The sequence below is a fragment of the Streptomyces sp. NPDC058773 genome (assembly GCF_042746015.1).
Lineage (GTDB): Bacteria > Actinomycetota > Actinomycetes > Streptomycetales > Streptomycetaceae > Streptomyces.
Window position 1 is genome coordinate 124,647 of sequence record NZ_JBHYPE010000010.1, and the last position, 15,342, is coordinate 139,988.

4 protein-coding genes are annotated in these 15,342 nt (G+C 69.7%); all 4 read left to right on the forward strand.

Features of this window, described 5'->3' with window-relative positions; all coding sequences use genetic code 11:
- Nucleotides 1–216 precede the first annotated feature (216 nt).
- The 4 genes from ACFW5B_RS12035 to ACFW5B_RS12050 are packed head-to-tail and all read left to right on the forward strand — an operon-like array spanning nucleotide 217 to nucleotide 15,339.
- On the forward strand, nucleotides 217–6,513 hold the full coding sequence (locus ACFW5B_RS12035; protein WP_386437156.1) for a protein kinase: 6,297 nt from the start codon (nucleotides 217–219) through the stop codon (nucleotides 6,511–6,513).
- A gap of 29 nt (nucleotides 6,514–6,542) precedes the next feature.
- Nucleotides 6,543–9,512: a helicase-related protein gene (locus ACFW5B_RS12040; protein ID WP_386437159.1), complete on the forward strand. Its 2,970-nt coding sequence runs from the start codon at nucleotides 6,543–6,545 to the stop codon at nucleotides 9,510–9,512.
- Entirely contained in the window at nucleotides 9,512–13,684 is a 4,173-nt protein-coding gene (locus ACFW5B_RS12045) for an Eco57I restriction-modification methylase domain-containing protein (protein ID WP_386437162.1), read from the forward strand. The genes ACFW5B_RS12040 and ACFW5B_RS12045 overlap by 1 nt, the downstream gene beginning before the upstream one ends.
- Entirely contained in the window at nucleotides 13,681–15,339 is a 1,659-nt protein-coding gene (locus tag ACFW5B_RS12050; RefSeq protein WP_386437164.1) for a hypothetical protein, read from the forward strand. Before ACFW5B_RS12045 ends, ACFW5B_RS12050 begins: the two co-directional genes overlap by 4 nt.
- Nucleotides 15,340–15,342: the final 3 nt, after the last annotated feature.

Here is a 15,342-nt window from a genome sequence, read left to right on the forward strand (position 1 = left end):
GGAGAGTCCGCGTCGACATGTGCGCATACGCCCCCATCCACCCCATTTAGCTTCACGGGGACGTGGGGAGCAAGTTGACGATGTCAACGTACAGAACCCCCGTTAATTCAGACGCAATTCGTGTACAGTGACGGCTGCGTCACTGTGCGCTCTGGCACGATGTGCCGTGCGGCAGCAGATCAGCAGGTGAAGCGAGCAGAGGTCAGAGGAGCGGCAGTGAGCCACGAGCTCGTCGACGGCAGATTCCGCATCGTGCGCGTCATCGGCAGGGGCAACATGGGGGAGGTCCATCAGGCCGAGGACCTGCGCGCTCCCGAGGGCTCACCCGAGCGCAAGGTCGCTGTGAAGACGATCCTCCGCCGCCGCACCGGAGCCCGGATCGACACCAGCGGCCACACCAAGGCCGTGGAGCGCTTCGCCCGCGAAGTGGGCATCATGCGGCATCTGGATCACCACCCCCACCTCACCCGGATCGTCGAGGGTGGCATCGCGGCGGACTGCGATGGTCTGCCCTACCTGGCGATGGAGTTCCTGGACGGCGGCTCGCTGCGCGACCTCATCGAGGAGGAGCCGCAGCTCCCCATCTCCTGGATAGCCGCCATTGGCGCCCAAGTCGCCGCCGGCCTCGCCGCCGCGCACGCGCAGGGTGTGGTCCACCGCGACCTGAAGCCTGCCAACGTCATGCTTACGCGGGGCGGCACGGTCAAGGTGCTCGACTTCGGCATGGGCAGCATCGTCGACGACCCGGATCAGACGCGCCTGACCAGCACAGGCGTCAGCGTGGGCACCGCCCGGTACATGGCTCCGGAGCAGTGCCAGGCCAAGCAGGTGACCCAGGCCGCCGACCTCTACGCGCTGGGCTGTGTGCTGTACGAGATGCTGGTCGGCGTCCCTCCCTTCACGAACGAGTCGGTGTACGAGCTGGCCGAGCGCCATGTTCACCAGGAGCCCGGCCCGGTCCGCGCGATCCGTGGCGGGATTCCCGCCGAGCTGGCCCGTCTCGTGGACCGGCTGCTCGCCAAGAAGCCGGCCGACCGCCCGGCCGACGCCGTGGCCGTACGGGATGCCCTGCTTCCGCTCGCCGTACCGTCGGACGACAAGTCCCTGGTCCCCAGCTGGCGTCATCTGGACCCCACGCTCCCGCTGCGTGAGTCCCTCACCGCCCCGGCGACGACCCCGGAGTGGCCACCCGCCCCGGTGACCGCCTCCGGCACCGCCATGGACGTCTTCGGCGTCCACCAGGCACTGATCCGCGACTACCGCTCCTTCACGGAGGGCGGCACCGTCATCCGTGACGAGCGCATCAAGGCATACGTCGAGAAGGACCTCGACGACAAGTCCCAGTGGCCGAACCCCTGGCTGTCGCTCAACCCGTTCTTCCAGGGCGGCGGCACGGTGGTGGAACTCGCCCAGCAGAAGGTGCTGCACCCCGAGTGCGCCCGCATCTTCCAGGCGAAGAAGACGGAGGGCGGCACCGTCTGCGACGGCCGGCCGCTCGTGCTGCACCGGCACCAGCGCGACGCCATCGACGCCGCTGCCTCGGGAGCGTCATACGTCCTGACGACCGGCACCGGCTCCGGCAAGTCGCTCTCCTACATCGTCCCGATCGTCGACAAGGTGCTCCACGAGCGGGATGCGGAGGGGCCGAACGGGCCGAAGCGGGTGCGGGCGATCATCGTGTATCCGATGAACGCGCTCGCCAACAGCCAGCTGCGCGAGCTGGAAAAGTACCTGCTCGACGGCTACGGCGCGGGCCGCGAGCCCGTCACCTTCGCCCGTTACACGGGCCAGGAGGACGACGCGAGGCGCAAGGAGATCCGCGACAACCCGCCCGACATCCTGCTCACCAACTACGTGATGCTGGAGCTGATGCTGACCCGCCCGGCCGACCGGGCGAGCCTGATCAGGATGGCGCGGGGCCTGGAGTTCCTCGTCTTCGACGAGCTGCACACCTATCGCGGCCGCCAGGGGGCCGACGTGGCCCTGCTGATCCGCCGCGTCCGGGAGGCATGCCAGGCGGAGGACCTCCAGTGCATCGGCACGTCGGCCACCATGTCGACGGAGGGCACCCTTGAGGACCAGCGGCGAGTCGTCGCCGGCGTGGCGAGCACACTGTTCGGCACGAAGCTCCGGCCCGAGCACGTCATCGGCGAGACCTTGGTCCGCGCGACCGGCGAGGCCCCCGGCACCGTGCCGGCCGAACGCCTCACCGCCTCCGCCCCGCGCGCCTACGACGACCTGGTACGCGACCCGCTGGCCCGCTGGATCGAAGACCGCTTCGGCCTTGCCGAGGACCACGCCACGGGCAGTCTCGTACGCCGGCCGCCGACGCAGATCGAGGTCGCGGCGCGCGAGTTGCACGAGGGCTCCGGCGTCGACGAGGAGCTGTGCGCACAGGCGATCCGCGCCACCCTGGAGGCCGGCTCCCAGGCGCTCAACCCGCGCAACGAGCGGCCGCTTTTCGCGTTCCGCCTGCACCAGTTCCTCTCCAAGGGCGACACGGTCTACGTCACTCTGGAGAACAAGTCCTCACGCCACCTCACCCGTTCCTACCAGCTCGAACAGCCGGGCAGCGAAGGCAAGTTGCTGATGCCGCTCGCCTTCTGCAGGGAGTGCGGGCAGGAGTACCTGACGGTGTGGCGCACGGAGAAGGACGGCGAGGTGCGTTACGAGGCCCGCCGCGACACCTCGGCGACCGGCGGCCGTCAAGGCGACGGCTATCTGTATGTGGACCACGAGCGCGAGTGGCCGTCCAACACGCAGTACGCGGTTGACGACCGGCGGTTGCCGGAATCCTGGCTGGAGCTGGACGACAAGGGCCAGGAGGTGCTCAAGCGCGCGTACCGCGACCGGGTCCCGAAGGCCGTCACCGTCGACCCGTTCGGTCACGAGGGCCGGGGCGAGCTCAAGGCCGCGTTCATCCCGTCGCCGTTCCTGTTCTGCCTGCACTGTGGTGTGGCCTACGAGCAGACGCGCGGCCGGGACTTCGCCAAGCTGGCCACACTGGACCAGGAGGGCCGTTCGTCGGCGACGTCGCTGGTCTCGGCGTCGATCGTGCGCTCGCTGAAGTCGGTGCCGGAGGAGGCGCTGGACAAGGAGGCACGCAAGCTCCTCACCTTCGTCGACAACCGTCAGGACGCCTCCCTCCAGGCGGGCCACTTCAACGACTTCGTGCAGATCACCCAGTTGCGCGGCGCGCTGTACCGGGCGGCTCTGGATGCGGGAGAGGAGGGTCTGCACCACGAAGAGCTGGCCTCCGCAGTGACCAACGCACTCGCCATCTCCCCGGTGGACTACACCGGGGAGGCCGACCTGCCCCCGTCGCTCGCCCGCAACGCCGCCCGTACCCTGCGGGACGTGGTCGCCTTCCGGCTCTACCTCGACCTGGAGCGCGGCTGGCGCATCACCATGCCCAACCTGGAGCAGACCGGCCTGCTGGAGCTCGACTACGAGGACCTGGACTGGGTCGCCGCCAAGCAGGACCGCTGGGAGGGCACCCACCAGGCGCTGCGGGACGCGGACCCGGCGCTGCGCGCCGAGATCATGCGGACTCTGCTGGACGAAATGCGGCGCTCGCTGGCCATCGATGTGTCGTACTTCCGCGACGATGCCTTCGACTCGCTGCAGCGGGCGAGCGAGGAACGGCTCGTGGACCCGTGGGTCCTGTCCTCGGCCGACAAGCCCCGCGTGGGCACCGCCTATCCGCATCCCTCCCGACCGGGTATGGACCGATCCAGCCTGTTCCTGTCGGCACGCGGCAAGTACGGCAAGTACCTGAAGCGCGCGGACCGCACCTTCCGGGACCTCGGCCCGGACGACCTCCAGTTGATCATCACGGAGCTGCTGAAGGTGCTGACCAAGGCGAGTCTGGTGAAGGAGGTGGAGGCGGCGCCCCAGCGGGCCGGCCGCTTCCGCCGCACGTCGTCCGCCGTCGCGACCGGGTACCGGGTGGCCGCCCAGTCCCTCGTGTGGCGCGCGGGCAAGGGTGAGTCGGGCGCGCACGACCCGCTGACCCGCACGTACCAGAGCGGCGACGGCCCGCGCATCAACACCTTCTTCCTCAAGCTGTACCGCGAGACGGCCGACGCCCTCTCCGGTCTGTACGCCCGCGAGCACACCGCGCAGGTGTCCCCGGAGGACCGGGAGGCGCGCGAAGAGGCCTTCCGCAAGGCTGAGCTGAAGCTGCTGTACTGCTCCCCCACCATGGAGCTGGGCGTCGACATCTCCTCGCTCAACGCGGTGATGATGCGCAACGTGCCGCCCACTCCTGCCAATTACGCCCAGCGTTCAGGCCGCGCGGGCCGCAGCGGCCAGCCCGCCCTGGTGACGACGTACTGCGCGACGGGCAACAGTCACGACCAGTACTACTTCCGCCGCTCCGAGCGCATGGTGGCGGGCGCGGTCGCCCCGCCCCGCCTGGACCTCGCCAACGAGGACCTGGTCCTCTCCCACCTCCAGGGCATCTGGATCGCCGAGGCGGGCCTGCGCCTGGGCCGCTCCATCCCCGACGTCCTGGATGTGTCGTACCCCGACACCGGTGAGCGCCCGGACCCCGCCCTGCACCTGCTGCCCGACATCCAGGCGGCGGCGCACGACGACGGCGCCCAGCGGCGCACGGTGGACGCGGCACTGCGCGTCCTCGGCCCGCTGTTCAGGGACTTCACCGACACGACCTGGTGGCACGACGACTGGATCGACGACAAGGTCAGGACCGTCGCCAAGCGCTTCGACCGCGCTTTCGACCGCTGGCGCAGCCTGTTCCGCGCCGCGCTCGACGACCAGTACGTCCAGAACAAGCGGCGCCTGGATTACAGCCTCACCGAAGGCGACCGCATCCGCGCCAACGCCCGCCGCCGTGAGGCCGAGACCCAGCTGAACCTGCTGATGAACGAGAGCGTCGACAGCAAGTCGGTCCTCTCCGACTTCAACCCGTACCGCTACCTGGCCTCCGAAGGCTTCCTGCCCGGCTACAGCTTCCCCCGCCTGCCGCTCGCCGCGTACATCCCGACGATCGGCCGCCGTCGCGGCGACGGCGACTACCTCCAGCGTCCCCGCTTCCTCGCCATCCGCGAGTTCGGCCCCGGCGCGCTCATCTACCACGAGGGGGCCCGCTACCAGGTGACCCGCGTCCAGCTCCCGCCGGACTCCTCCGGCGAACTGACCACCGGCGAGGCCCGTCGCTGCGTGAACTGCGGATACCACCACGAGCCCAAGGAGCGCGAGGACCGCTGCGGCTTCTGCAACGAGACACTGGGCGCGGCGACGTACGGCCTGCTCCACCTGCACACCGTCTACACCACCCGTCGCGAACGGATCTCCTCGGACGAGGAGGAGCGGCGCCGGGCCGGCTACCGGCTGGAGACGTCGTACCGCTTCCATGACCACGGCGTCCGCAAGGGCCGCCTCAACGCGAAGGTCACCGAGGCCGCGGGCGGGCAGCTCGCGGAGATCTCGTACGGTGACTCCGCGACCGTCCGCATCACCAACACCGGCCGGGTACGCGCCCGGACGGACGAGCCGCCGGGCTACTGGCTCGACCTGGCCGACGGCCGCTGGATGAATGACAAGGACGCGGCCGAGGCGTCGGGCGACTCCAGCGAGCTGCCGCTCGTCGACGCGGACGGCAACGAGCGGCGCCGTAGGAAGCGGGTCATCCCGTTCGTGGAGGACCGCCGCAACATCCTGGTCGTCACCCTCGACGAGGCGCTGCCCGAGCCGATCGCGCTCACGCTGATGTACGCCCTGGAGCGGGGCATTGAAGCCGAGTTCGAGCTGGAGGACGCCGAGCTGTCCAGCGAGCTGCTGCCGCCGAACGACGGGCCGCGGCGCCGCATCCTGTTCATGGAGGCCGCGGAGGGCGGCGCGGGCGTACTGCGCCGCCTCCAGGCAGAGGACGACGCTCTCGCCAAGGCGGCCCGCCGCGCCCTGGAGATCTGCCACTTCTCGCCGGACGGCAAGGACGAGGGCGGGGAGAAACACCGTCCGGGACGCGCCTGCGCCCTCGGCTGCTACGACTGCCTGCTCACGTACGGAAACCAGCTCGACCACGCCCGGATCAACCGGCACACGGTGACGGACCTGCTGGTGCGGTTGGCGTCGGCGTCGGCGAGGCGCGAGGCGCGGGGTGAGTCCCGCTCGGAGCAGCACCGGCGGCTGCTCGCCGACTCCCCCGCCGGCCCCACTCCTGTCGAGGTGTCGGCTTCCGAACTCGCCGCGCAGGGTGACTTCCTGGGCTGGGTCAAGGCGCGTGCTCTGCGCCTCCCGGACGAGAAGAACGTCTTCCTGACGGATGCGAACGCGGCTCCGGACTTCGTGTACCGGCTGCCGGGGGTCAACGTAGCCGTGTTCGTCGACGGCCCCGGCACTGAGACGAGCGCGCTGCGGGACGCCGATGCGGAAGAGCGGCTCTTCGACGCCACCTGGGACGTCGTCCGCTTCCCGCACGGCGACGACTGGGACGCCATCGCCGCCGCCCACCCCCGCTGGTTCGGCTCCCCGGCCGCCACCGACTGACCGATCACCCAGAGGATTTGACGATCACTATGGCATTCACGTTCTCCGCCGGATCCCTGGTGAAGGCCCGCGGCCGTGAGTGGGTGGTGCTCCCCGAGAGCGAGCCCGACCTGCTCGTCCTCCGCCCGCTGGGCGGCTCGGACGACGACATCGCGGCAGTGTTCCCGTTCGAGCCGGTCGAGGAGGCCCGATTCGCGCCGCCCGAGCCGGCCGACCTCGGCGACCAGCGGGCTGCGGGCCTGCTGCGCACCGCGCTCCGGGTCGGCTTCCGATCGGGCGCGGGCCCGTTCCGATCCCTGGCGGGCATCGCGGTGGAGCCGCGCGCCTACCAGCTCGTACCGCTGCTGATGGCGCTGCGCCAGAAGACCGTACGGATGCTGATCTCGGATGACGTCGGCATCGGCAAGACGGTCGAGGCCGGTCTGATCGCGAGCGAGCTGCTGGCTCAGGGCGAGGCGACGGGTCTTGCGGTGCTGTGCTCGCCCGCGCTGGCCGAGCAGTGGCAGCAGGAGCTGCGCAGCAAGTTCGGTATCGACGCGGAACTGGTGCTGTCCTCGACGGTCTCCCGCCTGGAGCGGGGTCTGGACCTCGGCCAGTCGCTGTTCGACCGGTATCCGAACGTGATCGTCTCGACGGACTTCATCAAGTCCCCGCGCCACCGGGACGACTTCGTCCGCCACTGCCCCGACCTGGTGATCGTCGACGAGGCGCACACATGCGTGGCCGCCGACGACACCTCGGCGAGCGCGCAGAATCAGCTGCGTTACGAGCTCCTGCGCCGCGTGGCGGAGGATGCCGAGCGGCACCTGCTCCTCGTGACGGCCACCCCGCACAGCGGCAAGGAGTCGGCGTTCCGCAACCTGCTCGGGCTGGTGAAGCCGGAGCTGGCGGAGGTGCACCTGGAGTCGGAGGCGGGCCGGAAGCTGCTGGCCCAGCACTTCGTGGCGCGCAAGCGGGCTGACGTACGGCGGTACCTCACCAAGGAGGACGGCCTGGCCGACGACTCCCTCGCGGAGCGCACAGCGTTCCCCTCGGACCGCTACTTCAAGGACGAGACGTACAAGCTCTCCCCCGACTACCGGGCGCTGCTCGACGACGCCATCGCATACGCGAGTGAGCGGGTGGAGGAGGCGGGCAGCAAGGGCAACCGCGAGGCGCGGATCGCCTGGTGGTCGGCGATCGCGCTGCTGCGCTCCTTGGTGTCGTCGCCGCGAGCGGCCGCGCAGACCTTGACGACGCGTTCGGCGGCGGCGATCGCCGCGTCGGCGGAGGAGGCCGACAAGCTCGGAGCCCCGCTGAACAGCGACGCGGCCGACAGCGACGCCATGGAGGGCATGGACGTGGCGCCGGGCGCGGAGACGGACGAGGGAACGAACGAAGCAGCGAGCGACAGCAAGCCGAAGTCCCGCCTGGCGGAACTCGCCGAGCGCGCCGCGCAGCTGGAAGGCCCGGAGAAGGACCTGAAGCTGAAGGCACTCATCAAGCACCTCAAGGCGCTGCTCGCCGACGGCTACAACCCGATCGTCTTCTGCCGTTACATCCCGACGGCCAAGTATCTGGCCGACCAGCTGGAGAACGCCCCGGAGAAGAAGAAGCGCGGCCCGCTGGGCGCGAAAACGGTCGTCAAGGCGGTCACGGGAGAGCTCTCCCCGCAGCAGCGCATCGAGCGGATCGAGGCGCTGGCGGCCGAGGCCGGCCCGGACGCGGCGGCCCGCCGGGTCCTGATCGCCACCGACTGCCTCTCCGAGGGCGTCAACCTCCAGCACCACTTCGACGCGGTCCTCCACTACGACCTCGCCTGGAACCCCACCCGCCACGACCAGCGCGAGGGCCGCGTCGACCGTTACGGCCAGCGCCGCGACGAGGTCCGCGTCATCACCCTGTACGGCGACGACAACGGCATCGACGGCAAGGTCCTGGAGGTGCTGATCAAGAAGCACCGCCAGATCAAGAAGGACCTGGGCATCTCCGTCTCGGTGCCGGACGAGCTGTCGACGGGCGTGACGGACGCGATCGTGGAGTGGCTGCTGATGCGCGGCCGCGAGGACCAGGACGCGCTGTTCAGCGCGGACGCGTTCAGGGTGAACAAGGAGAAGCTGGAGAACGACTGGAACTCGGCGGCGGAGCGCGAGCGCGCGTCCCGCTCGCGTTTCGCCCAGCGCTCGGTGCACCCCGAGGAGGTGGCCCGGGAGGTCGCCTCGGTCCGCCAGGCGCTCGGCGAGACAGGAGAGGTCCGGACTTTCGTGCGGGAGTCCCTGGGCGCGCTCAACGCGGTGCTGCGCGGCAGTGGCGAGGACTTCACCGCACAGGTGGGCGGCACCCCGGCCGGTCTGCGGGACGCGCTCGCTGCGACCGTGGGCTCGGAGGTGATCGAGAAGGACCGCGAGATCCCGTTCCGGACCGATCCCGCGGTGGCGCGCGGCGAGGCGGCCCTGGTGCGCACCGACCCGGTCGTGGGCGCGCTCGCGTCCCACGTCCTGAACGCCGCCCTGGACACCCTGGCCGAGGGCGCCCGCCCGGCCCGCCGCTGCGGCGTGATCACTACGGAAGCGGTGAGCACCCGCACGACCCTGCTCCTGGTCCGCTACCGCTTTCACCTCACACTGCCGTCGAGGAACGGCGAACGGCAGCTGGTGGCGGAGGACGCGCGCCTCCTGGCCTTCGAGGGCGCGCCGCGGAACGCGGTGTGGCTGCCGCACGAGCGGGCGGCCGAACTGCTCGGCGCGACGGCGTCGGACAACACGGACCCGCACTTCGGCGAGCGGACGATGACCCGCATCCTCGGCCAACTACCGGATGTGAACGGCTACCTGGAGACGTACGGCGACGAACTGGCCGCCGAGCTGGACGCCGCCCACCGCCGGGTGCGGACCGCGTCCGGCGAGATCGTCCGCGGTTTGTCGGTCACGGCCCAGAAGCCGGCCGACGTCCTCGGCGCCTACGTCTACCTGCCGGCCACCTCCTCCGTTCCCGCTGTCCCCGCTGGAGTTACCGCCTGATGTCCGCCACCACCCGCAACCAGGTGTTCACCGCCGTCCACACGGTCGGCGGGCTGCTCCCGGCCGACATGCTGCTCCGGATCTCGGAGGGCAAGGACGTCCCGGGCTCCAAGCCTGCCGACTACGGCCTGCCGTCGTCGCGTTCGGTACGGGACGAGGCGGAGCGTGGCTGGGAGTACCTCAAGCCGCTGTGGCGGGAGCTGCGCAAGCGGCTGCCGGAGAACCGCGAGACCGGCGTGCCGGCGGCCGACCCGACGGGGATCGCCGACAGCGACTGGCTCACCTCCCTCTGGCGCGAGCTGGGCTTCGGCCGGCTCACGGCGATCGGTGCCGCGGGCATCACCGCCGACTCCGACACGGAGAAGAAGTTCCCGGTCTCCCACCGCTGGCAGCATGCGCTGATCCACCAGACCCCGTGGAACGCCGACCTGGACAAGCGCGCGGGCGGGGCGGGCACCGTGCCGCCGCAGTCGATGCTCCAGGAGTGCCTGAACCGCACGGAGGCCCACCTCTGGGGAGTCCTGACGAACGGGCGCCAGGTGCGTCTGCTGCGCGACTCCAGCGCGCTGGCCACGGCGTCGTACGTCGAATTCGACCTCGAAGCGATCTTCGACGGCGAGCTGTTCAGCGAGTTCGTGCTGCTGTACCGGCTGCTGCACGCCTCGCGGTTCGAGGTGGCGCAGGACGCGCCGCCGTCCACGTGCTGGCTGGAAGCCTGGCGCACGGCTGCCATCGAGTCGGGCACACGGGCGCTGGACCACTACCGCTACGGTGTCCAGCAGGCTCTGGCCGCACTCGGTACGGGCTTCCTGCGCCACCCCGACAACACGGCCCTGCGTGAGAACCTCGACCCGTCCGCCCTCCAGTCCGCGCTGCTGCGCCTGGTCTACCGGCTGATCTTCCTCTTCGTGGCCGAGGACCGCGAGGCACTGCTGACCCCGGACGCCGACGAGCAGGCCCGCGACCGCTACCGCACGTACTTCTCCACGGCCCGACTGCGCGAGCGATCGCAGCGTCGACAGGGCACCGCGCACAGCGACCAGTACGCGGCTGTCCAGCTGGTCCTGGCCGCGCTCGGCGACGAGCAGGGCAGGCCGGAACTGGGCCTTCCCGGTCTGGGCGGCCTGTTCAACACGACGGACGCGGATGCGTCGCTGGCCGAAGCCAAGCTCTCCAACCGGTACTTCCTGGAGGCCGTACGCCACCTCGCCCGCGTCCGCGACGCCGACTCCGCCCGCTGGCGCCCGGCCGATTACCGGCACATGGGCGCCGAGGAGCTGGGCTCGGTGTACGAGGCGCTGCTGGAACTCGTGCCGAAGCACAGCGCGACGAAGCGCACGTTCGAGCTGGTGGACCGGGTGGGCAACGACCGTAAGAAGACGGGCAGTTACTACACCCCGTCCGCCCTGACCGAGACCCTGCTCGACTCGACGCTGAACCCGGTGATAGACGCCGCGGTCGTACGGGGCGAGGAGCGGGCCCGGTCGGAGGGCCGCACCGAGCCCGCCGACGCGATCGTCGAGGAACTGCTGTCCCTGACGGTCTGCGACCCGGCCTGCGGCTCCGGCCACTTCCTCGTCGGCGCCGCCCGCCGCATCGCCAAGCGGGTCGCCTCCGTGCGGGAGCGCAACCCCGAGCCGACGGTCGAGGCGGTTCGCCATGCCCTGCACGAGGTCGTGGCCCGTTGTGTGTACGGCGTCGACCTCAACCCCATGGCGGTGGAGCTTGCCAAGGTGTCCCTGTGGCTGGAGGCCATGGAACCGGGCCGCCCCCTCGGCTTCCTCGACGCCCACATCAAGCACGGAAACGGCCTGATCGGCGCCACGCCCGCGCTGATGAAGGACGGCATCCCCGACCGGGCGTTCAAGAAGACGGAAGGTGACGACGAGGGCTGGGCGAAGCAGCTGCTCTCCCGTAACCATCACGAGCGGCTCGACCAGGGCACCCTGTTCGACCTCCCGTCGGAGGCCCCGGTCGCCAACACGTCGTTCGGGACCGGCATGCGACGCATCACTTTCGCCCCGGCCAGGACCCTGGCGGACGTGCGCCGCAAGGAGGAGGCTTACGAGGCGTGGTCCACGTCCGCCGAGTACCTGCAGGCGCTGCACCTCGCCGATGCCTGGTGCGCGGCGTTCGTGTGGATCAAGCGGGAGGACGCGCCGCCGGCGATCACGCACGAGGTGTTCCGGGGCCTTGAGGACCCGGAGGGCGACGCGGCGCCGCAGTCGACGCACGACGAGATCGTGCGGCTGAGGAAGCAGTACGGGTTCTTCCACTGGCACCTGGAGTACCCGGAGGTGTTCCGGGTGCCGGAGGAGGGTACGGAGGCGGACGGGGTCGCCCCGGGCACGGGTTGGGCGGGCGGATTCTCGTGTGTGGTGGGGAACCCGCCTTGGGACAAGGTCGACTTCGAGGACAAGAAGTACTTCAGCGTGGTCGATCCGGAGATCGCGGCGATCTCGGGGACGGCGCGGCGAACGCGGATCGCGGAGTGGGAGCGGGAGCACCCGGCGGAGGGGAAGCGGTACCAGGAGGCGCGCCGCACGGTTAAGGGGACGCTCCATTTCGCGGCGGACTCGGAGGTGTTCCCGCTGTGTGCGAAGGGGTTGACCGTCAAGGGCGTCAATTCGCTCCAGACGGACACGCTGTTCGCGGAGCGGATGTCGGAGGTCGTTGCGGCGGAGGGGCGGTCCGGCGTAGTTCTGCCGACGGCCATTGCGACGGGGGCGGGCTCACAGCATCTGTTCTCGGACTTCACGCGGCGGGGGGCGCTGGTCTCGCTGTACGACTTCGAGAACCGGCGCCCGAAGAGTCCGGCCCTGCCGAAGGGTGGCAAGTGGTTCGAAAGTGTGGACTCCCGCTACAAGTTCTGCCTGCTGTCCGTCACCGGTCGAGCCATGCGGGAGCCTGCCGCACACTTCGGGTTCTTCCTCTCGGAGATCACTGACCTCGACAATCCTGAGCGCGTGTTTGCGCTAAGCCCTGAGGACCTCGCCCTCATCAACCCCAATACGGGCACCCTTCCTGTTTTCCGGACCCGCCAGGACGCCGAGTTGACAGCGGGGATTTATCGCCGAGTCCCCGTGCTGTGGGACGAAGGGCGCCGGGGCGGTAATCCATGGGGCATGAGGTTCAAGAACCTCTTCAACATGACCGACGACTCCGACCTCTTCCGATCGCGAGAGCAATTGGAATACGAAGGCTGGCAGTTGGATGGAAACGTCTTCATGCGGGACGGGGAGCGAATGCTGCCCCTGTACGAGGCCAAGATGGTCGGCTTCTTCAATCACCGCGCCGCCGACGTGGTGAAGAGCCTGACTGCCGTGAACCGACAGAACCAGCCCAGCTACCTGTCCACCGAGGAACTGCAGGGCCCGGATCGCTCAGCAATCCCCCTAGCCTGGATTCAGGAGATCGGAACGATCAAGACACGTCGCAGCGGCAAGGACCTTGAAGTACCGGGTGTCGACATGCGCCTCACTGAGGCAAGGTGGGACCACGACTGGCTGGTTGGCTGGTGCGACGTCACTGCATCAACCAACGAGCGCACCGCAATCCCGGCGTTCCTCCCGCGCGCAGCGGTCGGCCACACCTACCCCCTGATGCTCCCGCAGGTCTCCCCGCCCCTGGTGGCCGCCCTCCTGGCCACCCAGTCCTCCCTGGTCTTCGACTTCGTCAGCCGCCAGAAGATCAGCGACGCCCACATGAAGCTGTTCGTGTGGAAGCAACTCCCCGTCCCCACCCCCACCACCCTCGAACCCCACCTCCCCTTCCTCCTCCCTCGTGTCCTCGAACTCGTCTACACCGCCTACGACATGACTCCCCTCGCCCGCGACCTGGGCGACGAGGGCGAGCCGTTCCGCTGGGCCGAGGAACGACGAGCCCAGCTACGGGCCGAGTTGGACGCGTACTTCTTCCATCTGTACGGCATCTCGGCGGAGGACACCGACTACATCCTGGAGACCTTCCAGTCGGAGTCGGGCGGCTTGAAGAACAACGAGATCGCCAAGTTCGGCGAGTACCGCACCAAGCGGCTCGTGCTCACCGAGTACGACCGCATGGCCGCGGCCGGCCTGAGCCTGGAGAAGCCCCTCGTGGACGGCGAGACCTACACCTCCACCCTCACACCGACCCCTGGCCACGGCCCCCGGCATGAGGGAACCGGACTGTGACGAATACGTCGGCGGCCGACGGGGCGGGGCAAGCAGCGCCAAGTGCGCGGGCCGAAGCGGTCGCACGGGAACGCGAGCGGCTGAAGGCGCTCAGAGCGCGCCGGGACGCCCAGAGCGCTGACGCGGGGGTCGACGGGTTCACCGTGCGCAGGTGGCGGAAAGTGGGGGTGTTCGGGGCCCAGGCGGTGCTGCAGGCCCACGCTCTGTTACGACAACTCGCTTCCGTCGCAGACGACGCGACGCGCGACGTCTTAGCCGACGCCCTGCGCGACGAACCGGACGACCGGCTGCTCCCTGCTGTGCGGTCCGTTCTCGAACGGGCCGACCCGGCCACCGTCGCCGCGACGCTCACGGCCGCCCACACGGGCGACTTTCTGTGGCTGTCCGAGGTTGGGGAGCAACGGCTCACCGCCCTGACAGCCGGCGACGACACACTCACCGCCTCCGTAAACGAGGACCCCTACGGGGCCACCGCCCTCCTCAGCGCGTTCGCGGCGGATGGCGCAGCCGCCTTCCCGCCTCGGCTGCTTCCTCGGGTGCTTCCCTGGATGCCGCTGAGCGTCCTCGACGACCTCATCGAGGCCGGCGCGGTCGGCCCCGAGCACCAGCCGTGGCAGTACCGGGCCGAGGAGCCGGAGCACACGTACCTCAAAGCGAGGCTGGTTCCCGAGCAGATCACCGCCGAGCAGGCGACGTCACTGGAGTGGCCCGCCTGGCAGCGGCGGAACGCTTTCCTCGCCGGGGGCGAGCCGCTGCCCTCGATCGGCGATGTATACGACCTTCTGGAGCGAGTTGCCGATGGGGACGCCTCCGTGGTGAAGGAGCTCGAGAGGAATCTGCCCCGCGATCTGGTGCTCCGGCTGCGTCGGCTCCTGGACGGGGTGGATGTCGGCAACTGGGACCGGGACATCTGGGAAGACAGGGGGTTGTGGCGGCTCATTTTCTCTCTGTGGGAGCCCAAGGCAGCCGTCAACCCCGCTCGGTCGCCTCTACACGCGCTCATGGCCCTACGGCAGGCTTACGACCTGTTGTGTATGAATGACCTCGTTCGTGCGTCGTCCCAGATCGACAAACTGATGTCATTCGAGACGGCTGACTCGGCCTACCGGGCTGAGGTTCTCAACTTCCATGCGTACACGCTGCTGCTCCGGGAGGATCTGGAGGCGGCGACCGTCGTCCTGCAGGAGATCAGCGGATCCCCCGAGCCGGCGGAGTCCAACCTCCGCATGATCGAGCGCCGTCGTGCGGTTCCCCGCAACGACAGAGGGGCAGCGTCCAACCCGTATCTCGATCTAGGGCTGCCGCACGCCGCGCCGAGCTGGGAGACCCGGTACCGGGACCTCCGCCGGGAGCATGTGCATGACGTGGACGTGAGCGCGCAGCTCAACAGCGCGATGAAACGCATCAGAGTCGCCGAGCGCGACGAGGACTGGTCCGGCTTCTTCGTGCTGCCACTCGACCCGGGCAGGTTCGCGCTCCCGGACGAGGTGCCGGTCACGTTGGTTCCGCCCCTGGCGCCGCTGACCAGGCGAACGACACCGCTCTCCCCAGAAGGCCTCGGGCTCGTGCGGCAGCGGGCGGTGGCGGATCTGCTGCCCCATCTGCTCAACGCGCCCCGGCGCCCCGATCGCAACTCAAGGATGCACACACAGTGAAAA